Genomic DNA, 22,723 nt, shown 5'->3' with positions numbered 1-22,723 from the left:
CCGCGTCTACACCGCCGCGAGTTGGGCGCGACGCCGAACCTCCGTTCGTAACACGTTGACCTGAGATTCCCGAGCGCGTTGCCGGAGAGCGACGCGTCACCATCGAGCACTGCCACGCTCTCCATGGCCGAGATCGGGAACGGTGGTGCGATTACGGCAAGGATCGGTCGGCACGCCGACCGACGAGGACTTCGTGCGGCGGCCTGAGCCATCCGAGTGATTTTCTTGGGAGCACGCCCCGGATGCTGCGTGGGCTGGCTGGACGGTGCCCAGTCGTCCAGCCGGTTTGTCCGGGGCGTCGTGGAGGAGGCAGGGCGGTGCGCCACCGTGCTCGCCCATCGAGCCGCGCCTGCTCACCACATTGCTGTGGCACGCCCAGCTCAGTTGGCTGGCCCGTCCTGGACTCAGACTCACAGACGTGGGCGGCCGGTCCGGAGAGTGGTCGCCGCAGCGCGGATGGTCGTCTCGATGAACTTCAGGACGTCGTCGCACTGCGTACGAACCGCGTCCATCGCCCGCTGGCGGCGCGAGGCGGTGCCGGGGCCGGTCGGGGCGACGAGAGCCGGTTCGTGGATGATCTCGTTGCGCGCTGCGAAGAACGGCGCGAGGTCGATCATGCAGCGTAATTGGCCAGCGACGGCTCTTCCTCGATCGTGGCCGTCTTCGCCGACGACGAGGAGCAGGTCCGCGTGGAGCGCCCGCAGCGCCAGCGAGGATGAATGACGTTGACGGGTGACGAGCGTCGGCCCCTCGGCGACGGGATGGGGCCAGGTTCGACCCCCAAGAGACACAACGAAGAGAGCCCTGTTTGCACTTTTCGCAAACAGGGCTCTCCCTTGAACGAGTGGAGCTAAGGGGACTCGAACCCCTGACCCCCTCACTGCCAGTGAGGTGCGCTACCAGCTGCGCCATAGCCCCGAAGCGAAGCTGAACTCCGCGTTTCGTGTGTTCATAAGATACACCCCGTCGCGACGGCGTTCGCAGGGGGGTGCCTCGCGGCCGCTTCCCTGGAACGCTCCGTTGTCGCGTTGCTTCCCCGTAGGCTGCTCCTCGTGAGCCAGCCGATCTTGATGACCGTCGACGACGATCCCGCCGTCTCCCGGTCCGTCGCCCGTGACCTGCGCCGCCGTTACGGCAAGGACTACCGCGTCATCCGCGCCGATTCCGGGGCCGACGCGCTCGACGCGCTCCGGGAGATCAAGTTGCGCGGGGACGCCGTCGCGGCCATCCTCGCCGACTACCGGATGCCGCAGATGGACGGCATCTCGTTCCTGGAGCAGGCGATGGACCTGTTCCCGCACGCCCGCCGCGCGCTGCTGACCGCGTATGCCGACACCGACGCCGCGATCCAGGCGATCAACGTGGTCGACGTCCACCACTACCTGCTCAAGCCGTGGGATCCGCCGGAGGAGAAGCTGTATCCGGTGGTCGACGCGCTGGTCGAGGCGTGGCGGACGGTGGGGGACCGGTCGGTCGAGGACATCAAGGTCGTCGGGCACCGCTGGTCCTCGCCGTCGTATCACGTGCGCGACTTCCTCGCCCGCAACTCCGTGCCCTACCGCTGGTACTCGGTCGACGACGCCGAGGCGTGCCGTCTGCTGGACGCCGCGGGGGCCACCGCCGCCGACATCCCGGTGCTCATCACCGCGGACGGCACGGTCCTGCGTCAGCCGAGCGGTGCCGAGATCGCCGACGCGGTGGGCCTGTCCACCCGTCCGGCACAGGAGTTCTACGACCTCGTGGTGGTCGGCGGCGGTCCGGCCGGGCTCGGCGCGGCGGTGTACGGCGCGTCCGAGGGGCTGCGCACAGTGCTCGTCGAGCGCAAGGCCACCGGCGGACAGGCCGGGCAGAGCTCCCGCATCGAGAACTATCTGGGCTTTCCCGACGGCGTTTCCGGCGCCCAGCTCACCGACCGGGCCCGGCGCCAGGCGCAGAAGTTCGGCGCGGAGGTGCTGACCGCCCGGGACGTCGTCGGGCTGGAAGCACGCGGCTCGGCGCGGGTGATCACGTTCGGTGACGGCACCGAGATCGCCGCACACGCGGTGGTGCTGGCCAGCGGCGTCGCCTACCGCGCGCTGGAGGCGGACGGCGTCGCCGAGCTGACCGGCCGGGGCGTCTTCTACGGGTCCGCGGCCACCGAGGCCCCCGAGTGCCAGGGCGAGCACGTCTACATCGTCGGCGGCGCGAACTCCGCGGGGCAAGCGGCTGTTTTCTTCTCGAAACACGCCCGCGCGGTCACCATCCTCATCCGCGGGGAATCGCTCGAATCCTCGATGTCGCACTACCTCATCGAGCAGATCGCCGCGATCGGCAACATCCAGGTGCGCACCCGCACGACCGTGCTGAAGGCCCACGGCGCGGACCATCTGGAAGCGCTCACGGTCTGTGAAAACGGGGTCACCGAGACCGTCGAGACCGGGCACCTGTTCATCTTCATCGGCGCCGCACCACGCACCGACTGGCTCGGCGACGAGCTGCTGCGCGACGGCCACGGCTTCGTCCGTACCGGGCCCGACCTGCTCACCGAGGGACGCAGACCACCCGGCTGGTCGCTGGACCGGGATCCGCACTACCTCGAATCGTCCATTCCCGGGGTGTTCGTCGCCGGGGACGTGCGCGCGCAGTCGGTGAAGCGCGTCGCGTCCGCGGTCGGGGAGGGCGCCATGGCCGTCACCCTCGTCCACCGCTATCTGGAGGAACAGTGAGCGAACCCGCATTGCCGCGGGACGAACTCCGCGGCCTCTTCCTGTTCGAGCATCTGACCGAGGAACAGCTGGACTGGGTGTCCGAGCACGCCGTCGTCGAGCACTACCCGGCGGGCACCACGATCATCCGCGAAGGCGACCCGGCGACCTGCTTCTACCTCCTGCTTTCCGGGGCGCTGCGGCTGACCAGGCTGGTCAGCGGCACCGAGGTCGAGGTCACCCGCTCCGACCAGCGAGGCGCCTACTGCGGTGCCACGCAGTTCTTCGTGCACCAGGATTCCGAACACAGCTACGGCGCGTCGGTGCACGCGGTCAGCGACCTCAGCTTCCTCACCCTGCCCGCCGAAGAGTTCGCGATCGAGTTCCGTCAGTGGTTCCCGATGGCGACCCACCTGCTGGAGGGCATGTACCTCGGCTGGCGCAACAGCGACACGGTCATCGGTTCGCGACGCCGTCTGCTCGCGCTCGGCGAGCTGTCCGCCGGGCTCACCCACGAGCTCAACAACCCGGCCGCCGCCGCGGTGCGCGCGACCGCGTCGCTGCGGGAGCGGGTCGCCGGGATGCGGCACAAACTCGCGTTGCTGGCCAAAAAGGACATCGAGCCCGAGCTTCTGGAGCTGTTGCTCGAGGTCCAGGAGCGGCTGGTCAAGCAGGTCGCTTCGGCGCCGAAGCTGACGGCGATGCAGCAGGCCGACCGCGAGGACGAGATCGGCGACTGGTTCGACGAACACGGCATCGGCCAGGGCTGGGACCTGGCGAGCATCTTCGTCGCGGCCGGGCTCACCGCCGACGACCTCGACCGCGTCCTCGAATCGGTGGGGGAGACGTTCCTCGACGGTGCCGTCCGCTGGCTGGCCTACGCGCTCGAGACCGAGATGCTGATGGGCGAGATCGAGGACTCGACCACGCGGATCACCGCGCTGGTCGGCGCCGCGAAGCAGTACTCCCAGATGGACCGCGCGCCGCACCAGTGGATCGACGTGCACGAGGGCCTCGACTCCACGCTGGTCATGCTCGCGGGCAAGATCGGCGAAGGCGTCCGCGTCGTCAAGGAGTACGACCGCGAGCTGCCGCGGATCCCGGCCTACGCGGGCGAACTGAACCAGGTCTGGACGAACGTCATCGACAACGCGCTCGGCGCGATGAACGGCGAAGGCACGCTGACCCTGCGAACGTGGCGCGTCGACGACCAGTTGCGGGTCGAGATCGGTGACACCGGGCCCGGTATCCCCGCGGACATCCGCCAGCGGATCTTCGAACCGTTCTTCACCACGAAACCGGTCGGCGAGGGGACCGGTCTCGGCCTCGACATCTCGTGGCGCATCGTCGTCGAACGGCATCAGGGCGACGTGCGCGTGGAGTCCGAGCCGGGGAACACGCGGTTCGAGATCTGCCTGCCGATCGCCGAACAGGCCTCGATCTAGGGACGGTGACCGAGCAGGTCGCCGGGCTGGCAGCCGAGGACCTGGCACAACCTGCTCAGCGTGGAGAACCGGATCGCCTTGGCGCGCCCGTTCTTCAGCACCGACAGGTTGACGACCGTGACACCGACGCGCTCGGCCAGCTCGGTCAGGGTCATCCCGCGTTCGGCGAGCAGCCGGTCGAGGTGGACTTCGATGCTGTGCGGCTCGTCCGGCGGCATCAGATGGTGCCTTCGAGGTCTTCGCGCATCCGGCTGCCGATCCGCAGGATCCGCGCGAAGGACAGCGCCGCGGCACCGGCGACGATGGCCCACCAGGGCAGGCTGCCCACCCAGTCACTGAACCACGAGCCCGAGGGCAGATCGGTGACCATGCTCCGGCGCAGGAAGAACCGTGCCAGCGCGGAGATCATCGCGAGCACCGGCCCGCCGATCAGCAGGTACCAGCCGAGCCCGCGCAGTTTGCCGGGAACGACGTCGGCGTAAGGCCCGTTCCTGGTCGCGGTCTTGAGGAAGTGCAACAGGACGATCAGCGCGCCGACGATGAAGACGACCTGCGGCAGCTGATCTCCGATATGAGCGAAGCGCTGGCCGGCGCTCGGCTGCTCGACGCACAGACTCGTCACGGCCGCGCTCGGCCGTGTCCCGGGCTTCAGGTTGGCGCCGAGGTCGCCGGTGATGTGCGAGGACACGATGTCGGCCGCGTCGACGCAGGCGGTGTCGCGCTTCGCGCCCGGCCACCAGCCCGCGGTGTAAAGGGTCTGGAACACGGCGAGGATCAACAAGAGCCAGAACACGATGGACAGCACCTCGGCGATGCCACGTAGAGGCTGGAACGGGTTGCGCTGCTTGCTCGCCTTGGTCACGTGACCGACCTCCATATCGTTTTTCGATGCTATCGAGAAACGATAGCATCGAAAAACGATATGGTCGACCTGATGGGGCGGTGTCGCCGTAGCGTTGAGGTCATGGCGCGTTTCGAACTCATCGCCGGCATCGCCGCGCCGCCGCGGCGTGTCTTCGATGTCTCACTGGAGGTGGAGGTGCACACCGCGTCGATGGCCGGTTCCGCGGAACGGGCGGTCGGTGGTGTCACTTCCGGGCGGCTCGCGCTGGGTGACACCGTCACCTGGGAAGCGCGGCATTTCGGCGTGCGATGGCGGATGACGTCCCGGATCACCGCCTGTGAACCGCCGGGGTACTTCGTGGACGAGCAGGTCGCCGGACCGTTCCGGCGCTGGCATCACGTGCACCACTTCACGCCGGACGGTCGTGGTGGGACCGTGATGCGCGACGTCGTCGAGTTCGCCGCTCCGCTCGGTTTGCTCGGAACTCTGGCTGAACGCGTGGTGCTCGAGCGGTACATGACGCGGCTGATCCGCGCACGCAACGACCACGTCAAGGCGGTTGCCGAGGGACCCTGAAGCCGTCTGGCGGAGCACCTGATCGTGTGATGGCATCGAACGAGCGTTCGAGTATGGTCGTGGTGTGGGTCACACGACCCGCGTGGCAAGGGGAGGTGTCAGGGGCGTGCGCCCAATTTCGGCAGGGTCAAGGTCAGAGCCGCGGTGGTCAGCCAGCTCAGCAGGTCGGAGAGCGGAATCCGGGAGAGCCGTTCCGGCCACTCGTCGGCGACGGTGTGCAGGACGAGTTCGTCGTGCCGTGGTTCGACCGCGGTCAGCCGGATCCCCGGCGGCAGTTCGGGCAGCGGCAGCCGGATGGGCTGGAACCGTTGGGGTGGGCGGAACTTCCACCGTCCGATGTGGAGCGAGCGCGGGGTCAGCACGACCGCCGAATCGTCCACAGTGGAGTCCAGGGTCAGGTGGCCCCAGTGCGGCCGCCGCGCCCACCGCACGTGCAGGAGACCGTCTTCGGCCGGGGTCGCCACGATTCCCGGGCGATGTTCGGCGACGCGTCGCCGAACGACGTCGGCGGCGACGGCTATCCGCAGCTCCACCCCGGCGGGGATGGCCGCGGGGGAGGGGAGCGACCGTAGCTTCACGTCGCGGGCCAGCACCGTGACCCGGCGCAGCGGGATCCGGTCGTCGGTGTCGCCGGTGCCGTCACCGGGTTCCGGCCAGTCGACATCCTCGGCGACGATGCGCACGTCGCCGACGCGGCCGGTCGCGAGCTTGAGCGAGTCGGCGGGGTAGTCGAGTGCGGTCAGGGTCAGGCCGACCTCGCGGTCACCGACCTTGGCGGTGAGCCTGCGCCCGATGAGCTGCTCGGTCACGGTGCGGGCGAGCGCGGCCGGGGTCGCCGGGACGTTGGGCAGCAGGGAGCGACCGGCCGCGGCCAGGCCGGAGAGCTCCGGCCAGGGCACCCAGCTGTCGAACCATCGCCCCTCGCTCATCGGACCAGTGTTGCCGAAACACGTCGCCTCCGGGAGCGGCGGGGTACGGGATGGGGCGTGGGTGGTCTCCGGCGGGCGCGGCGGAGACGGCCGCGGTGACCAGGTGGAACGTTGCGGGCAGGCGGCGTTTCCCCTGGTACGTGGGTGAGAGGGGTGTCACCCGAAGGAAGAGATCTTCGTAACGGAGGGAGAACGGTTGACGGGAGAAAGCGGCTATCCGTGAACGGGCGGTGACACGGCGAAGGCCGGGTCGAGCAGGCGGGCGATGGCCCAGTCCTGTGCGGCGACACCGACGGACTTGAACACGGTGCGTCCGCCCGTGCCAGGCGGGGTGCGCAACGCGGAGCCCAGTTCCAGGATCGCGGCGCGATCGAGGAGTCCGGTACCGACGGCGTGCCGGATCTCGCCGGATTCATCGAGGCACGCGTCGAGCTGGTCGACGACCACGGCCGACGCGGTCGCGAGCAGGTCGGCGGGCAGCTCCCGCATCGAGGGCCGGAACGAGCCGATCGCGTTGACGTGGACGCGTTCCGGAAGTGCGGCGGTGGCGAGGACGGGCGTGTCGCTCGAGGTGGCACAGCAGACGATCTCGGCATCGGCGACGGCGTCGTCGGCGCTGGTGGCCACCCGGGTGATGAGCCCGGGGAACTCGGCGGTCAGCTCGGCCAGGAGAGCGTGGGCCCGGCCGGTGCCGCGGCTGAACACGGTCAGCGCGCGGAGGTCCCGGACGGCGGCCACGGCACGGACCTGGTCGGCCGCCTGGGCACCGGCGCCGATCAGGGTGAGCCGGGAGGCGTCGCGGGGTGCGAGCAGGTCGGTCGCGACGCCGCTGGCCGCGCCGGTGCGCAGGGTCGTGATGGAGGCTGCCTCGGCGACGAGCTGGCGCTCCGCGGTGGTCCACACGAGCGTGCTCTGGATCAGCGGGTCCCGGCCGGGAACGACACTGGTCGTCTTCACCGTGGCCGCACCGGTCGGCCGGTGGTACGCGCTCATGACCAGCACGGTGCCCGTCCCGGCCTCGCCACCGAAGGCCAGCCGCTGTGGCTGGACGAAGCAGTCGTCGGCGAGGTCGAGGAACGCGTCGCGGACGGAGTCCACGGCGGCGGGCATCGGTACCGCGGCGCGGACCTCGTCGGCGCTGAACCGGGCGGGCATCGCACTCCTTCGGGATCGTGCGTGGCCGGAATGTCGGTGGCAGAGGTTAGCGTGGGGCGTGCGGAGAAGCCATGTCTGATGCCCAGCCCGAGTCCCAGCGAGAGACCACTGAGGACACCGTCTTCCAGCGGGAGGACTGGTATGCCGAGGAGCTCACCGGGCGGACGTTCGTCCGGTGCCAGTTCCACGAGGTCGACCTCACCGAGGCGACCACGCGGGGTGTCGTGTTCACCGACTGCGTGTTCGGCAACGTGCGGTTCAACTCGTCGCGGCACACCGATTCGGCGTTCACCGGCTGCACCTTCAAGCGCTGCAACCTGTTCGACGCGGAGTTCGTCGGGTGCAAGCTCGTCGGCAGCGTGTTCACCGAGTGCTCGCTGAGGCCGCTGCGGGTCACCGGCGGGGACTGGTCGTTCGCCGGGCTGCCCGGTGCCGATCTGCGTGGTGCGCGGTTCCACCAGGTGCGGCTCCGGGAGGCGGATCTCACCGCGGCGAACTGTGTGGACGCGGTGTTCGCCGATGTCGACCTTTCGGCGGCCCAGCTGCACAGCGCCAAGTTCGGCCGTGCCGATCTGCGGGGCAGCGACCTGTCGGCGTTCGACCCGTTCAACGTCGAGCTGGCCGAGGCGATCATCTCGCCGGAGCAGGCGACGGTGCTGATGACGTCGATGGGGCTTCGGGTGCGGGCGTAGGCCGCGGGGTCAAAGGTGCTGGGTCAGGGGTGCTGGGCGAGCAGTTCGCGCAGGATGGCGAGCAGCTCGCGGCGGTCCCCGGCACCGAGCTTGCCGCGGATGCGGGCCATGTGGTGCTCGACGGTCTTCCCGGAGATGAAGAGCTTGCTGCCCGCCTGCTTGTAGGTCAGCCCGTCGACGACGAGGCGCGCCACCTGCAGTTCGCGTTCGCTCAGCGCGCTCAGGCCGGTCGTCCCGGCCGGTTCGGGTGTGCCGGTCTCGCGGCGCGCGGTGCTGCCCTGGAACTGCCGGGCCGCTTCGAGCAGGTGGACCATCGCCTTGCGGTCGGAGGTGCGGATCGCGGCCTGGCCCGCCAGCCGGGCGGCGTCCCAGCACAGGCCGAGCTCGTGCAGTTCCGCGGCGGCCGCCGAGACCTCGCCGGGTTCGACGGCGCCGCCGAGCACCGCGAGCCAGCCCCGTGCCGCCCGCGCCATCGTGGCGGGGTACCGGCCGTGGTCCGCGTGCCGGGTCAGCGTGGCCAGGTGGGTTTCCGCGGCGGCGGAGTCCTCCAGCGTGATGGCGGCGTGCAGTTCGTGCCAGGCCAGTGAGACCGTCCACAATGGAGGGTCGTCGAGCCGGGCCAGCAACGCGTGCGCGCGGTCGAGCTGGCGGGCCAGCTTGGCGTGGGCGCCGGCCCTGGCGGCCGCGATGGCGAGTTCTCCCAGCGGCAGCAGGGTAAACAGGTCCGCCTGCTGCCGCATCGAGGCCTGGTAGGCGCGTTCCCACGCGTGCTGCAGCCCGACGAGATCGCTGGCGCGCCGGGCGAGCCCGAGGTCGAGCGTCGCGAAGAACAGCTCGTCCCGCGCTTCGAGGGGGCGGCCGAGACGCGTGACCGCGTCGCGGTGTTCGGCGGCGGTGGCCAGATCCCCCGCGGTCATCGCGACCCAGCCGAGCAGCAGCCGGTGCCGGGTGGCCAGCAGTTCGCCGCCGATCCGGTTCGCCAGCGCCCGGGTCAGCACCGACTCGGCCAGCGCCAGCTCACCGGAGTGCAGTCCGGCGAGCGCGGCCAGCGCGGCGGGACTGTCCGGCAGGGCGAGCCCGCCGCCTGCCGGTTCGAGCATCGTCGCCGCGCCCACCAGGGTGGACAGTGCTTCCGCGGCACGGGTTTCGGCGGCGCCACCCGGCGACACCGATTCGGCGATCCCCTGCGCCATGCGGGTGGCGGCGCCCGCGAACAGGGTCGGCACGACACCGGGGGCGGGCGAGTCGAGCAGGCGGTTCGCGCCGTCGAGGTCGCCGGTGCCGACGAGCGCGATCGCCGCGAAGGCGTCCGCGTCGCCGCGGCCCGCCCAGTGGTAGAGCTCGGCGCTGCGGGCGAGTTCCCCGCGATGGGCCAGTACCGTCGCGGCGATTTCCGCGCCCGCCGCGCGTGTGTCGGCGTCTTCGCCGCCGAGCATGCTGTCGCCGAGGCGCAAAGCCGTGTCGAGATCACCGGAAAGCGCCGCGGCGCGGGCCCAGCCCGCGGTCAGCTCGGGGCCGCGGGCTCCGGCTTCCGCCGCCGCTTCGGCGAAACGTGCCGCCAGTTTCGCGTCGGCGGGGAGCGCTTCCCGCGCGGCGGCCGCGAAGGCCGCGGCCGCGCTCGCCCCGGCCCCGCCGGCGTCGAGCAGCGACCGGGCGAGGTCGAGCACCGGCAGTCCCCTGGCGAGCTGCAGGTCGACGAGCCGCTGCAGCGCGGTGAGCCGCCGGGCCGGTGGGCTGAACGCGCGGATCGCGTCCGCGGCCAGGGGGAGCAGCACGTCGTCGGTACCGAGCAGCCCGGTCGCCCGTGCCCCGTCGACGACCTCGGGCAGCCGGTCCGGGGTGCGGCCGAGCAGCACGCTCAGCAGGTCGAGGTTCCGGCCCGCGCCCGCCTCGGCCGCGATGAGATACCGCAGCACGTCGTCGTCCAGTTCGGCCAGTTCACCGCGGAACTCGGCCAGCCTGGCGGTGAGCGCGCGGACGACGAGCCGGGGCACCCCGCCGGTCCTGGCGTGCACCTCGCGCACCGCGGCGGGGTCCGCTGCGTCGCCGGTGGTTTTTTCCCACAGCCGCCCCACTTCCTGCACTCCGAGCGGGGACAGCCGCAGGCCGGGGGTCCGCCTGCCGAACGTCTCGCCGAGCAGGCGCAGTGCCGCCCGCGGCCGTGGCCGATGGGCCAGCACGATCGGCGCGTCCGTCCGGTCCGCGAGCGCGGTCAGCCGGTCGAGTTCCGCTTCGCCGAGCCGGTCGGCGTTGTCGACGAGCACCGCGTCGATTCCCGCCGCGCGATAACACGCGTCGAGCGCGTCGAGCAGCGTGGTTTTGCCGTAGCCGCCAGGGGCGACGACGGTGAGGCGCAACGGATCGGCGGGGTCGGCCGAGACGTCGGCCAGCAGCCGCTGGGCGGCGGGATGGACGAGCTCGGTGCCGGAAGTCGCCAGCAGTGCGTTCAACAGTGACCCTCAGCGGATGCGCCCGCGCCGGGCCGGGCGCAGGAGGTCGGGGGAGCGGGGTGGGGGTGGCCGCCCGCGGTCGCCTCACGCGTGGTCAGCGTGATCGTCAGGATCGACGCGGTGAGTGTGAGGACGGCGGCCGCGGCGGCCAGCGGACGTCGTTTGCCGAAGAGCTTGCCCGGACCGCGGCGTTCGGGCAGCGCGAACGGCGTGATCTCGACCGGCGGACGGGCCGGTCGTTCGCTGACCTCGGGCGCGAGGCCGGGCTGGGGGAGCAGCGTGGTTTCGACAGCGGCTGCCGCCCGCCGCGCCGGGGCGCTGGTGGTCACCGCGCTCGCGCCGAGCGCGGTGGTGAGTTCCGGGTGGGGACCCGCGAACACCGGGCAGGGCAGCCGTCCCGGGAGCGAACCGGGCGTGATCGCGCCGCAGAACACGAGGCCCGCCAAGGCTTTCGGCGGAACCGACGCGGTGTGGGCGAGCGCGAAGACGGTGCTCACGGCGGCGGCGGGCGCGACGCCTTCGGCCGTGGTCACCTGCCGCCAGCCGCTCGCGCCGGAAGCGGTCGCGAGCGTCACGGTCACCCCGTCCGGGCCGTATTCGCACACCGCGGCCGCGGTGTCGGCAGGGCCCGGCGCGGGCAGATGGGCGTGCAGCGCGGCGATCGGGCCCGGTACCAGGGTCACCGCGGTGATCCCTGCCGTGGTCAGCTCCCGGCGCAGCAGCTCGCGCCGGTAGCCGCCCCAGCCCGCCGGGTGGGTCAGCACGACTTGGCCCGGGGCTTCGCCGAACAGGTCGGCCGCGTGCTCGACGATGCCCTCGACGAGCACGCCGCTCAGCGACTGGGGTGAAAATCGTTCACCTTCAACGATGATCGGCACTTCGTCGCCGATCCGCTGATGGAATCCGGTCAGCAGCCGGGACGGGATTTCGGCACCGGCGTGCGCGGCGGCGTCTCCGGTCAGCAGGTATCCCTCGTCGTCGAGGAACAGCGCGGAGGCGGCCGAGGGGGCCTGCTCGCCGAGCCACAGCGGCTCCGGCGGTCCCCAGCCCTCACCCGCCCGGGTGCGGGTGGCGGCGTGGGTCCTGGTGGGGGCGACGTCGATGCCGAGGACGTAGGACACCGGCACCTCCTCCTTCGTCGCGCGGCCCGGCGGGAAATCCCCTAGGGCTCGGAAATCCTCACCCGTTCGGGTCACTCAAGCAAGCTGGGAGTGGATTTAACCCAACGGGACGCGTCTCGGATGAGCCCCTAACTCCCTAACGATGTCATACCGATCCCCTATTGGCTGACTGAGCGACGACTCGGAGTAATCCCCGATGTGCCCCGGGGCCGGTCTTCCCTAGTTTGATCGACACGCGGAGACCAGCGACGGTCCTCGCCGTCCCCGTCCCATCGGACCTTCCCCACAGGAGAATTCCTCATGAGCTCCGTGCAGACCTTGCACGACTTCACCCTCAACCTGCTCTCGAACCCGGCCGCGCTGCAGGCGTTCGGCTCCGACCCGCAGCAGGCGCTCGCCGCCGCCGGGCTCGGCGACGTCAGCGCCGCCGACGTGCACGAGGTCATCCCGCTGGTGCTCGACTACGTCCCGGTCGACAACCCGAACGGCCTCGGCGGTGTCCCGCAGTTCGGTGACCTCACCGAGCGCGCCGACGTCCCGCAGGAGGGCCTCCAGGGCGCCATCGCCCAGCTGCACGCGCTCACCGCGGGTCTCGGCCTGCCCGCCGCGCCGGAGCTGCCGGGTGCCGAGCTGCCCGGCCTGCCGTCGGTCCCGGCCGGCGTCCCGTCCGTGCCCGGCGTTCCCGCCGTCCCCGGCACCCCCGACCTCGGCCTGCACGCCCCGGCGCTGCCGCAGCTGCCGGGCGAGGCCGACGTCACCAACGCCGCCGCCGGTGTCACCGCGCTCGCGCACAACCCGACCGGTGCCTTCGGCTACGCGAGTGACCTCGCGCACGGCATCGACTCCAACCCGGTCGGTCAGGCCAACTTCAGCGTCAACAACGCCGTGGGTCAGGCCAACTACAGCCTCGACAACGCCGTGGGCCAGGCCCAGCACGTCGGTGGCGACCTGGCCGGTGCCACGCAGGGCGCGGGCCTGCCCGTCCCGGGCGAGCTGCCGAACCCGGTCGGCGACCTCGGCGGGCACGCCCCGGGCGTGGGCGACGTGACCGGCGCCCTTGGCGGTGTCGGTGGTCACATCGGCGGCCTGACCGGTGGGCTGCCGAACGCCGGCGACCTCGACGTCAAGCACCTCGGCGGTGACCTGGCCGGGAACGCGGGCTCGCAGATCGCCAACGCCGCGCACAACGGTGTCGACGCCGCGCACAACGCCGTCGGCGTCGCGCACAACGGTGTCGGTGACGTCACCGGCGCTATCGGCAACGGTGCGGGCGTCTCCGACGTCCACGATGTGGTCTCCCACGTCGGCAACTGCAACGACCTCGGGCACAACGACATCGGCAACGTCCACACCGGCGACATCGGCTCGGGCAACGACCTGCACATCTCGTTCTGATCCGGCCACGATCACCGATCGTGGAACCCCGGCCCCGCGGCTCGCTTCCGGCCGCGGGGCCGGTCCCCGTTGTGCGGCGCGATCCGGGAGGGGGGACACTCCTTCGTCGTGACCGTCCCCGCCTGGCTCGAGGTCCTCGACGAGACCTTGGCCGCCTGTCGTGCCCACGGCCGCGCGGATCTCGCCGAACGGCTGCGCAGAAGACGTGACGCCGATCCCGGCCGCACGCGGCTGGCCGTGCTCGGTTTTCCCAAGCAGGGCAAGGGTTATCTGCTCAACGCGGTGCTGAACGCGCCGGTCTGCGCGGTCGGCGACGCGGCCACCCCCTCGGTGCCGACCGAGATCGGCTACGCCCCCGAACCCGGGGCCACGCTCGTCGGCCAGGCCCGGGAACGGATCCCGGTCGCCGTCGAGCGGCTGACCGGCGAACTCGGCGCGCGCCCGGCCGGGACGCTGCGCCGCGTCGAGGTCGGCGTCCCGCGCGAGCTGCTGTCGGCGGGACTCGTGCTGATCGACACTCCCGCTGTCGGCGACCCGCAGTCCCCGCGCACCGCGGCCGCGCTCGACGTCCTCGCCGACGCGCACGCGGTGCTGCTCGTTTCCGACGCCACCGCACCGCTCACCGCCGCGGAACTCGCGCTGGCCCGGCACGTCCGGACCTGGTGTCCGCACGTCGTGCTGGCGCTGACCAAGATCGATGTCTGCCCCGGCTGGCGCGCGGTGGCCGAACGCGACCGCGCCGCGCTCGCCGAGGCCGGGATCGACGCGCCGGTCCTGCCCGTTTCCGCCGTGGTCCGCCAGGCCGCCGCGAAGGCGGGTGACGTGGAACTCAACGCGCAGTCCGGGTTTCCCGCGTTGCTGGCGTGGATCGCGGAGCAGAGCACGCGCGGTGCCGAGCAGTCGATGGCGCTGCTCGCGGCGGTCGGTGTGCGGGCCGCGGCGGCGGAACTCGTCGACACCCTGCGCACGCGGGCCGAGGCCGCCGGCCAGGACGCCGGGGTCGACCCGACCACGTTGCTCAACCGCGCGCAGCGCCGCGGCGACGAGCTGCGCAAACAGAACCTGAAGTGGCAGAACCTGCTCGCCGACGAGATCGCCGACCTGAGCGCCGACGCCGAATACGACCTGCGGGAACGCACCAGGAAGATCGTGCAGCACATCGACCGCACCTTCGACGAGGGCGACCCGGCGAAGGTCTGGCCGGATTTCGCCGCCTGGCTGGACGAAACCCTCGCCGACGCGGTCGAGACCAACTACGGCTGGATGGCCGCGCGTGCGGAGTGGATCGCGCAGGCCGTCGCCGCGGTCTTCGGTACCCGGTACGAACGCGAACTGCCGGAACTCCGTCTGGAGGACTCCGGCGCGTCGACGATCGGGGACGTCGGCTCGCCACGGATCGAGCGGTTCAAGATCGGCCAGAAAGCGTTCACCGGGCTGCGTGGTTCGTACGGTGGGGTGCTGATGTTCGGCCTGGTCACCAGTCTTGCCGGGATGCCGCTGATCAACCCGGTGTCCATCGGTGCCGGTGCCGCGTTCGCCGCCAAGACCATCCACGACGAGGGCGGGATGCGGCTGCAGCGCCGCCAGGCCGCCGCGAAGGCGGCCGCGCAACGCCACGTCGACGACGTCTTCCTGCGGTTTTCCAAGGAATCCCGCGACGCGATCCGGCTGGTGCAGCGGCGGCTGCGCGATCACTTCACCGAACTGGCCGAGGAACTTTCCGAGGAACTCACCGCCGAACGCGAGACGATCATCGCGGGTTCGGCCGAGCGGGAACGCCGGTCCGCGGCGCTGCGGCGGGAGATCGACCGGCTCGCCGCCCTGCACAAGCGGGCAGGGGAACTGGGCCTGCTCGCCGGTCGGATGCCGCGGGAGCTACCGGCGTGACGGAAGACGTCCGTGCCCTGCTCGCCGACGCGGCCGCGCTGTACCACGACAATCCGCGCGCGGCGGGGCCGCTTCGCTCCTTTTTGGACAGCTGGGACGAACCGCTGCGCGTCGGCTTCACCGGTCCGGCGGGTGCCGGGAAGTCGACGCTGGCCGCCGCACTCGGCGAATGGCCGACCCGCGCGCTGCGCGAGGTCACCCTGCTCGACGATCCCGCGACGCCGACCGACGCGACCGTGCGGCTGATCCGCCATCTCGAACCGGACGAGCTGGCCGCCGCGCGGCCGGACGGAGGTTCGGCTTTCGCGCGGCAGAGCGCGGTGAACACGATCCTCGTGCTGGCACGGGCCGACGAGGTCGGTGCGGGCCGGATCGACGCGTTGCTGAACGCGAAACAGCTCGCCAGGCGGGCGTGGCGCGAAGACCCGCAGTGCAGCGGGTTCCAGGGCGTGATCGCGGTCGCCGGGCAGCTCGCCTACGCGGGGCGCGCCCTGCGTGACGACGAGTTCGACCTCCTCGCGGCGCTGGGTGCCGTGCCGAGGGCCGAACTGGACCGGCATCTGCTGTCGGTGGACGCGTTCATCGCGGACCCGTTCCCGGTGGGGCTGCCCGCCGAGACCCGGCGTGCGCTGCTGACCCGCTTCGGGCTCTACGGCGTCCGGCTCGCCGCGACCCTCATCCGGACCGGCTGCGACAGCAGGATGCGGCTGTCCGCGGAACTCGTCCGCCGCAGTGGCCTCGGCGAGCTGCGGGACACGATCGCGAGCTGTTTCGTCGCTCGTGCCGAGGTGCTCAAGGCGCGTACCGCCGTGCTGTACCTGGAATCCTTGCTGCGCGGAGAACCCCGCCCGCACACCGACCGGCTCGCGGCCCGCGTCGAACGGTTCGCCGCCGCGTGTCACGACTTCCGCGAGCTGCGGCTCATCGCCGACATCCGCGGCGGGCGGACGGCGCTGACCGGGGAAGCCGCCGAGGAAGCCGTCCGGCTGCTCGGCGCGCAGGGCACCTCGGCGGGCGAACGGCTCGGGCTCCCGCCGGAGGTGCACCCGGCCGACGTCCACGCCGCGGGGCTGGACGCGATCCGGCGGTGGCGCCACGAGGCGGAACGCCCGGACCGGCCGCGTGCCGATCGCGCGGCAGCCCACGTCGTCGTGCGCAGCGCTGAGGGCGTGCTCGCCAGGATGTTCGCTTAGGCGTTGCCGAGTACGCGGGTCACCGCGATTTCGATGACGACCCGGCCCGGGTTCACTCGCGGCTGCCGATACCTTGCCGTGTAACGGTTTTCCGCGTCCCGCACCGCGTCGGCGTCCTCGCGCAGCACCGCTCGTCCCTCCAAAGTGGACCAGTGGCGGCCCTCGAACTGGCACACCGCCACGGCCGCGCCGTCCGCGCCCGCCGCGCGCACCAGCCGGGCCTTGCGTGACGAGCCGGACGTGATCACGCGCGCGATCCCGGCCGCGAAATCGACGGTCACCCCGACCGCGACGACGTGCGGGGTGCCGTCGGGCCGGACCGTGCTCAGCGTGGCCAGCCGCCGTTCGGTCCAGAACCGCGCGAAGTCCGGGCCATGCCCGGTGAGGTCGATCGTCATGGCCGCAACGCTAGCCCGTTCGGGGTAGCGGCCCGGAGGGTGTGGCACAGGTTAATCGTAAAGAAAGTTTCCTAACAGTCTTGACGTTCTCTTGACCTTTCTGTCAACCTCGGACGCATCGCCGCCGCAGCCGACGAAGTCCTACGGAGGAACGATGAAGAGACCTGTCCGGGCACTGGCGGCGGTGGCCGCGTTCGCGGTGGGCCTGCTGGGCATACCGACTCAGGCCGTCGCGGCGCCCTCGGGTGGAACTCCTTACGTGCCAGGCACTCTGCGGCCGTCCGCTTCGCAGGAGGTGCAGGATCAGGCGCTACAGAAGTACTACTCGTTCTGGAAGCAGCACTTCCTCACCACCAAATGCGGCAGCGGCACGTACGCGGTGCTCGCGCCCGACGCCGACCACGCCTTCGTCGCCGAGGGGCAGGGCTACGGTCTGAGCATCGCGGCCATGATGGCGGAGAAGGACCCGCAGGCGCGCGGCATCGTCGACGGCATCCTGAAGTTCGTGAAAGCGCATCCTTCGGTCAACAACAAGGATTTGCACGCCGCCGAACAGGACGCCAACTGCAAGAGCGTCAACGGGAGCGACTCGGCCACCGACGGCGATCTGGAGATCGCCTACGGCCTGCTCGTCGCCGACAAGAAGTGGGGCAGCGGCGGTTCGGTGAACTACAAGGCCGAGGCTGTCCGGATCATCAACGCGATCAAGAAGAGCGAAGTCAACCCGAGCACGAAGTACATGCGCCTCGGCGACTGGGCCACCGATGGCAAGTACATCAACAGCTCCCGGTCCTCGGACTGGATGCCGGGTCACTTCCGCGCGTTCGCCAAGGCGACCGGCGACAGCGAGTGGAACACCATCCGCGCCAAGCATGAAAGCGCTGTCTCGACGCTGCAGCAGAACAACGCCCCGAACACCGGGCTGCTGCCGGACTTCGTGGTCAACACCAACTCGACGCCGAAACCCGCCGGGGCGAACTTCCTGGAGGGCCCGAACGACGGCAAGTACAGCTGGAACGCCTGCCGGGACCCGTGGCGCCTCGGCGCCGACGCGATCACGGCGGCGGGCAGTGCGGCGGCCGGCCAGGTGCGGAAGATGAACGCCTGGATCAAGCAGGCGACCGGCGGTGACCCGGCCAAGATCACCACCGGCTACTCGCTGTCCGGCTCGAAGACCGAAAGCGGCCAGCACCCGTGCTTCACCGCGTCGTTCGCCGTCGCGGCGATGGCCGACCCGGCCTCTCAGGCCTGGCTGGACAAGCTGTTCACCCAGCTCACGTCGTTCGCGCCGGACAACAAGGACTACTACGGCACCGGGATCACCGTGCAGGTCCTGCTCATCCTCTCCGGCAACTACGTCGCGGCCTGAGCTGAAGGGGACTTTCCTCGCACGAGACGCGCTGAGGGGGACTTTCCTCGCATCGCATGCGGCGAAAGTCCCCCTCAGTATCTTTCAACACGACGTTGACGGCTTCAACAACGAGTTGTAGCGTGCCTCCATCCGAGCGCCCCACCTTGGAGGTCGTCATGCCGCCGGTCCCCTCGTCCCGTACCCGTCCCTGGCGTGTCGCCGCACTGGGCGGGCTGATCGCGCTGGTCTCGTTGGGCGCTGCCGCCTGCGGAGGCGGACCGGACGGTGCGGGCGGCAAGTCCCAGGCCGCGGCGGCCCCGTCGGCGATCCCCGACAACGCCGCGCTCCTCGCCGCGGTGAAGCCGGACCCCGCGCTGAAGGAAGCGCTTCCCGCGAACGTCAAGCAGGCCGGCGTGCTGAACCTGGCCTCGAACATCCAGTCCGCGCCCAACAACTTCTACTCCGCCGACGGCAAGACCCCGATCGGCTACGAGGTCGACCTCGCCAAGGCGATCGCGGCCAAGCTCGGTGTCACGGTCACGCACCAGGACATGGCGTTCGGCTCGCTCATCACCAGCCTCCAGTCCGGCCGCGTCGACCTGACCATGGCCGCGATGAACGACACCAAGGCCCGCCAGGAGCAGATCGACTTCGTCGACTACTTCTCCTCGGGCATCACGATCATGGTCGCCAAGGGCAACCCCGAGGGCATCACCGGGCCGGACACCTTGTGCGGCAAGAACGTCGCGCTCGTGCAGGGCACCAGCCACCAGAAGTTCGCCACCGAGCAGAGCGGGAAGTGCACCGCGGCGGGCAAGCAGGCGATCACCGTCACCGCGACCGACAGCGACACGCAGAACCAGAACCAGCTGCGCACCCGCCGCGTCGCCGCGATCCTCAACGACCTGCCCAGCGCCGTCTACATCTCCCGCACCGCGGGCGAGGGCAAGTTCTTCGAGGTCGTCCCCGGCGAGCCGATCAACGGCGGACCCTACGGCCTCGGCGTCAACAAGCAGAACAAGCCGCTGACCGACGCCGTCCAGAAGGCGTTGCAGGCGCTGGTGACCGACGGCACGTACGGCAAGATCCTCCAGGCGTGGGGCGTCGAGCAGGGCGCGGTCAAGGAGGTGCGGATCAATGGCGGGAGCTGACGACGCACCGCTGCCGATCGTCCGGCTCCGGCACTGGGGCCGCTGGGTCAGCGCGGTCGTCATTCTCGCGCTGCTGGTCCTGCTCGGGATCGCGCTCGGCAACGCGCAGATCGCCTGGGACCAGGTCCCGGACTTCCTGTGGTACCGGGTGATGGCCGTCGGCCTGCTCAACACCGTGGTGCTCGCGGTGATCGCGCAGGCGGCGGCGATCGTCATCGGCATCGTGATCGCGTTGCTGCGCCGCAGCACCAATCCGGTCGCACGCTGGTTCGCCGCGGGCTACATCTGGCTTTTCCGCGGTCTTCCGGTGCTGCTGCAGATCCTGATCTGGTACAACCTCGCGCTGATCTTCCCGACGATCTCGATCCCGCTGCCCTTCGGCGGCTACCTGCTCCACGAGCAGACGAACGTACTGATCAGCGCGTTCACCGCCGCGCTGCTCGGCCTCGCGCTCAACGAAAGCGCGTATATGGCCGAAATCGTCCGCGCCGGGCTGAACAGTGTCGACAGTGGACAGACCGAGGCGGCGAAGTCGATCGGCATGACGCCGGGCGCGACGCTGCGCCGCGTCGTGCTGCCGCAGGCGATGCGGGTCATCATCCCGCCGACCGGCAACGACTTCATCAACATGCTCAAGGGGACGTCGATGGCGTCGGTGATCGGGGTGACCGAGCTGATCCACGCGGCCAACAACATCTCCTCGAACAACCTGCTGGTGATGGAAACGCTGCTCGCCGCCGCGATCTGGTACATGGTCGTGGTCACCGTCGCCGGGGTCGGCCAGCACTATCTGGAACGCGCCTTCGACGCCTCCGATCGAGGGCCGATGGCGCGCGCGGCGAAAGCGTTGAAGGGCGCGCCGCTGACGAGGGGGTCCCGTGTCTGAGCCACTGCTGCGCGCTGTCGGCGTCCGCAAGTCCTTCGGGCATACCGAGGTGCTCAAGGGCATCGATCTGGAAGTCCATAAAGGACAGGTCGTCTGCCTGCTCGGGCCGTCCGGCGCGGGCAAGAGCACGTTCCTGCGCTGCATCAACCATCTGGAGACCATCGACGCCGGGCAGATCTGGGTCGACGGCGAGCCGATCGGCTTCCGGCTGCGCGACGGGAAACTGTACGAACTCAAGGAACGCGACGTCGCCCGGCAGCGGCGCGACATCGGGATGGTGTTCCAGCGGTTCAACCTGTTCGCGCACCGGACCGTGCTGGACAACGTCGTCGAGGGCCCGATCCGGGTACGCGGCACCGATCCGGACGCCGCGCGGGCCGAAGCGTTGGAGCTGCTGGAGCGCGTCGGCCTCGCACATCGCGCGGACGCGTACCCGGCGCAGCTGTCCGGCGGGCAGCAACAGCGGGTGGCGATCGCGCGGTCGCTGGCGATGAAGCCGAAGCTGATGTTGTTCGACGAGCCGACGTCGGCGCTGGATCCGGAGCTGGTCGGGGAGGTGCTGGCGGTGATGAACACGCTGGCCGCGGAGGGGATGACGATGGTGGTCGTGACACACGAGATGGGCTTCGCCGCCGAAGCCGCCGACGAAGTGGTCTTCATGGCCGACGGCGCCGTGGTGGAGACCGGTCCGCCGGGCGAGGTGCTGAGCGCGCCGAAACACGAGCGCACCCGGCAGTTCCTGGCCCGGGTGCTCGCGTCATGAGGATCTCGCCCCGGTACCTGCTGCAGTTCGACGAGCCCGCGGGATATCTCGACTTCGCGCGCTTCGGCCCGCCCTCGCACGCCGTGCTGGACACCACCGCGCGCCTGCTCGACCAGACGACGACAGCCGGTCCGTCCACTGTGGACGAGCTGATGCGGCAGGAGATCCGCGCCAAGGCGGCCGCGGCGCGGTTGTGCGGCAGCGACACCGACACCGACCACACCGTGCTGCTGCCGCACACCAGCCTCGGCCTGTTCCAGGCGGCGTTCAACGCGCCCGGCGGCGAGGCGCTGGTGTCCGCGGGGGAGTTCCCGGCGAACACCTACCCATGGGCGCGGGCCGAGCAGGCCGGTCGCCTCACCGTGCGGCGGATGCGTCCGCCGCGGGGTTACGTCACTCCCGAGGCCGTCGCCGCCGAACTGACGCAGGAGACGTCGATGGTGTCGGTCAGCGCGGTCGACTTCCGCACGGGCTATCGCGCCGACCTCGCCGCGTTGCGCGACGTAGTCGGCGATCGGTTGCTGGTGGTGGACGGCATCCAGGGCTTCGGTGTCACCGAGGCACCGTGGGAGGTCGCGGACGTCCTCGTCGTCGGTGGGCAGAAGTGGCTGCGCGCGGGCTGGGGAACCGGGTTCGCGGTGCTGTCGGACCGCGCGCTGGAGCGCATGGATCCGGTGCTGTCCGGCTGGACCGGGGCACGGGACCCGGGCCTGTTCGACGACGAGATCCACGCCGCCGACCCGATGGCGGCGGCGTGGTCGATCAGCAACCTCAGCCCGGTGACGTCGGGCGCGTTCGCCGCCGCGTTGGAACTGGTCGAGGAGGCCGGGGTCGGCGCGATCGCCGCGCGCATCGCTGAACGGGTCGGGGAACTGGAGGACGTGGCGAAGTCCTTCGGCGCCGAAATCGTTTCGGCCACCGAGCGCCGCGCGGGCATCTTCGCGTTCAGCCTGCCGGGCCATCCGGCCGAGCAGGTCGGCGCCGCGCTGTCGGCGGACGGCATCGCCGCGACGGTGCGTCCCGACCACGTCCGTCTCTCGCCGCATGCCTCGACCCCGGCGGCGGCCGCGGAACTGCTGCGGTCGTCCCTCGACCGGCTCCACCGTCCTGTTCGGACGTTCGTGCCGAACGCCGTCCCCGCCGCGCCGGGGGAGGCTCCCGCGTCGCCGGAGCTGCTCACCGCCCTGATCCCCGCCGTGCACGGCCTCGCCGCGATGCTCGGGCCGGGCAACGAGGTGCTGCTGCACGACCTGAGCAGGCTGCCGGACTCGATCATCGCGATCGCCGGGGAACTGACCGGCCGGACCGTCGGCGGGCCGATGACCGATCTGCTGCTGGGCCTCGTCCGTCGTGGCACGACACAGGATCTGACGAACTACCGCACCCACGGACCGGACGGCCGCGCGATCCGCTCGTCGACGCTGTTCCTGCGGGACGCCGAGGGCGTCGCGATCGGCTGCCTGTGCGTCAACAGCGAACTCACCGGCGCGGAGGGAACCGAGACGCCGCAGCGGGAAACCTTCCCGCCGGACGTGGACAGCCTCCAGCGGTACCTCGTCGAACGCGCGGTCGGCAAGGCCGGGATCCCGGTGGAGCTGATGAAGAAACAGCACAAGGCCGCGGTGGTCCGTGAGCTGGACGAGGCGGGGTTCTTCCTCATCAAGGACGCGGTCGACCACTTGGCCGGGCAGCTCGACGTGACCCGGTACACGATCTACAACTACCTCAACGAAACCCGGGGCACGTGAGCTGAAGGGGGGGGGGGGGGGTGGCGGGGTGTCGCGAGCGAGACTACCGCCAGGG

20 protein-coding genes and 1 tRNA gene are annotated in these 22,723 nt (G+C 70.8%); 12 read left to right on the top strand and 9 right to left on the bottom strand.

Annotated elements, in window-relative coordinates:
• Positions 1-410: 410 nt before the first annotated feature.
• Complete coding sequence (locus ACFWY9_RS21565; RefSeq protein ID WP_378339749.1) at positions 411-617, bottom strand: hypothetical protein; 207 nt, start codon at positions 615-617, stop codon at positions 411-413.
• 228 nt (positions 618-845) lie between these two features.
• A tRNA-Ala gene (locus ACFWY9_RS21560) sits at positions 846-918 on the bottom strand.
• A 134-nt stretch (positions 919-1,052) separates the two neighbouring features.
• On the opposite strand from ACFWY9_RS21560, the gene ACFWY9_RS21555 reads away from it, so the two are divergent.
• The gene (locus tag ACFWY9_RS21555; protein ID WP_378339747.1) at positions 1,053-2,705 is read left to right on the top strand and encodes an FAD-dependent oxidoreductase; all 1,653 of its coding nucleotides are present in this window, start codon (positions 1,053-1,055) and stop codon (positions 2,703-2,705) included.
• Positions 2,702-4,129, top strand: coding sequence for an ATP-binding protein (locus ACFWY9_RS21550; protein ID WP_378322821.1), 1,428 nt, complete (start codon positions 2,702-2,704; stop codon positions 4,127-4,129). Before ACFWY9_RS21555 ends, ACFWY9_RS21550 begins: the two co-directional genes overlap by 4 nt.
• Here ACFWY9_RS21550 and ACFWY9_RS21545 read toward each other — a convergent pair.
• Together ACFWY9_RS21545 and ACFWY9_RS21540 are read right to left on the bottom strand one after the other, a co-directional pair.
• A complete protein-coding gene (locus ACFWY9_RS21545; protein ID WP_378322820.1) occupies positions 4,126-4,347 on the bottom strand; it encodes a helix-turn-helix domain-containing protein in 222 nt (73 codons plus the stop codon). The genes ACFWY9_RS21550 and ACFWY9_RS21545 overlap by 4 nt on opposite strands.
• A complete protein-coding gene (locus ACFWY9_RS21540) occupies positions 4,347-4,991 on the bottom strand; it encodes a hypothetical protein (RefSeq protein WP_378322819.1) in 645 nt (214 codons plus the stop codon). The genes ACFWY9_RS21545 and ACFWY9_RS21540 overlap by 1 nt, the downstream gene beginning before the upstream one ends.
• A 102-nt stretch (positions 4,992-5,093) precedes the next feature.
• Here ACFWY9_RS21540 and ACFWY9_RS21535 point away from each other — a divergent pair, with 102 nt between their 5' ends.
• Positions 5,094-5,549, top strand: coding sequence for an SRPBCC family protein (locus ACFWY9_RS21535; protein WP_378322818.1), 456 nt, complete (start codon positions 5,094-5,096; stop codon positions 5,547-5,549).
• A gap of 98 nt (positions 5,550-5,647) precedes the next feature.
• Here ACFWY9_RS21535 and ACFWY9_RS21530 read toward each other — a convergent pair whose 3' ends face one another.
• Both ACFWY9_RS21530 and ACFWY9_RS21525 read right to left on the bottom strand, forming a co-directional pair.
• Entirely contained in the window at positions 5,648-6,478 is an 831-nt protein-coding gene (locus ACFWY9_RS21530; RefSeq protein WP_378322817.1) for a hypothetical protein, read from the bottom strand.
• Positions 6,479-6,691: 213 nt separating this feature from the next.
• Positions 6,692-7,633 (bottom strand): ornithine cyclodeaminase family protein, encoded by a 942-nt coding sequence (locus tag ACFWY9_RS21525; RefSeq protein WP_378322816.1) that lies wholly within the window; start codon positions 7,631-7,633, stop codon positions 6,692-6,694.
• Positions 7,634-7,704: 71 nt separating this feature from the next.
• Between ACFWY9_RS21525 and ACFWY9_RS21520 the strand changes: the two genes are divergently transcribed.
• Complete coding sequence (locus tag ACFWY9_RS21520; protein WP_378322815.1) at positions 7,705-8,325, top strand: pentapeptide repeat-containing protein; 621 nt, start codon at positions 7,705-7,707, stop codon at positions 8,323-8,325.
• A 23-nt stretch (positions 8,326-8,348) separates the two neighbouring features.
• On the opposite strand, the gene ACFWY9_RS21515 is transcribed toward ACFWY9_RS21520, so the two are convergent.
• Both ACFWY9_RS21515 and ACFWY9_RS21510 read right to left on the bottom strand, forming a co-directional pair.
• Positions 8,349-10,775, bottom strand: coding sequence for a LuxR C-terminal-related transcriptional regulator (locus tag ACFWY9_RS21515; protein ID WP_378339745.1), 2,427 nt, complete (start codon positions 10,773-10,775; stop codon positions 8,349-8,351).
• Positions 10,772-11,896: a molecular chaperone DnaK gene (locus ACFWY9_RS21510; protein WP_378339743.1), complete on the bottom strand. Its 1,125-nt coding sequence runs from the start codon at positions 11,894-11,896 to the stop codon at positions 10,772-10,774. Before ACFWY9_RS21510 ends, ACFWY9_RS21515 begins: the two co-directional genes overlap by 4 nt.
• Positions 11,897-12,196: 300 nt before the next feature.
• On the opposite strand from ACFWY9_RS21510, the gene ACFWY9_RS21505 reads away from it, so the two are divergent.
• From ACFWY9_RS21505 to ACFWY9_RS21495, 3 genes are all read left to right on the top strand, one after another.
• On the top strand, positions 12,197-13,291 hold the full coding sequence (locus ACFWY9_RS21505; protein ID WP_378322812.1) for an IniB N-terminal domain-containing protein: 1,095 nt from the start codon (positions 12,197-12,199) through the stop codon (positions 13,289-13,291).
• 108 nt (positions 13,292-13,399) lie between these two features.
• Positions 13,400-15,178: an isoniazid inducible protein IniA gene (locus ACFWY9_RS21500; RefSeq protein WP_378322810.1), complete on the top strand. Its 1,779-nt coding sequence runs from the start codon at positions 13,400-13,402 to the stop codon at positions 15,176-15,178.
• Positions 15,175-16,371: a GTPase gene (locus ACFWY9_RS21495; RefSeq protein ID WP_378339741.1), complete on the top strand. Its 1,197-nt coding sequence runs from the start codon at positions 15,175-15,177 to the stop codon at positions 16,369-16,371. The genes ACFWY9_RS21500 and ACFWY9_RS21495 overlap by 4 nt, the downstream gene beginning before the upstream one ends.
• Here the strand turns inward: ACFWY9_RS21495 and ACFWY9_RS21490 are convergent.
• Positions 16,368-16,769: a TIGR03618 family F420-dependent PPOX class oxidoreductase gene (locus ACFWY9_RS21490; protein ID WP_378339739.1), complete on the bottom strand. Its 402-nt coding sequence runs from the start codon at positions 16,767-16,769 to the stop codon at positions 16,368-16,370. The genes ACFWY9_RS21495 and ACFWY9_RS21490 overlap by 4 nt on opposite strands.
• Before the next feature lie 154 nt (positions 16,770-16,923).
• Here ACFWY9_RS21490 and ACFWY9_RS21485 point away from each other — a divergent pair, with 154 nt between their 5' ends.
• The 5 genes from ACFWY9_RS21485 to ACFWY9_RS21465 all read left to right on the top strand — a co-directional run bounded on the left by ACFWY9_RS21485 (position 16,924) and on the right by ACFWY9_RS21465 (position 22,668).
• The gene (locus ACFWY9_RS21485) at positions 16,924-18,138 is read left to right on the top strand and encodes a glycosyl hydrolase family 8 (RefSeq protein ID WP_378339737.1); all 1,215 of its coding nucleotides are present in this window, start codon (positions 16,924-16,926) and stop codon (positions 18,136-18,138) included.
• Between the two features lie 158 nt (positions 18,139-18,296).
• Positions 18,297-19,271 (top strand): ABC transporter substrate-binding protein, encoded by a 975-nt coding sequence (locus ACFWY9_RS21480; protein ID WP_378339736.1) that lies wholly within the window; start codon positions 18,297-18,299, stop codon positions 19,269-19,271.
• Complete coding sequence (locus ACFWY9_RS21475; RefSeq protein WP_378339734.1) at positions 19,258-20,157, top strand: amino acid ABC transporter permease; 900 nt, start codon at positions 19,258-19,260, stop codon at positions 20,155-20,157. Before ACFWY9_RS21480 ends, ACFWY9_RS21475 begins: the two co-directional genes overlap by 14 nt.
• On the top strand, positions 20,150-20,920 hold the full coding sequence (locus ACFWY9_RS21470; RefSeq protein ID WP_378339732.1) for an amino acid ABC transporter ATP-binding protein: 771 nt from the start codon (positions 20,150-20,152) through the stop codon (positions 20,918-20,920). Before ACFWY9_RS21475 ends, ACFWY9_RS21470 begins: the two co-directional genes overlap by 8 nt.
• Positions 20,917-22,668 carry an aminotransferase class V-fold PLP-dependent enzyme gene (locus ACFWY9_RS21465; RefSeq protein WP_378339731.1) on the top strand — a complete coding sequence of 584 codons (1,752 nt, stop codon included), beginning with the start codon at positions 20,917-20,919 and terminating at the stop codon, positions 22,666-22,668. Before ACFWY9_RS21470 ends, ACFWY9_RS21465 begins: the two co-directional genes overlap by 4 nt.
• Positions 22,669-22,723 lie beyond the last annotated feature (55 nt).

This window comes from Amycolatopsis sp. NPDC059027 (assembly GCF_042739735.1).
Taxonomy (GTDB): domain Bacteria; phylum Actinomycetota; class Actinomycetes; order Mycobacteriales; family Pseudonocardiaceae; genus Amycolatopsis.
Note: the sequence above shows the minus strand (reverse complement) of the source record. Positions and strands in the feature narration are given on the sequence as shown.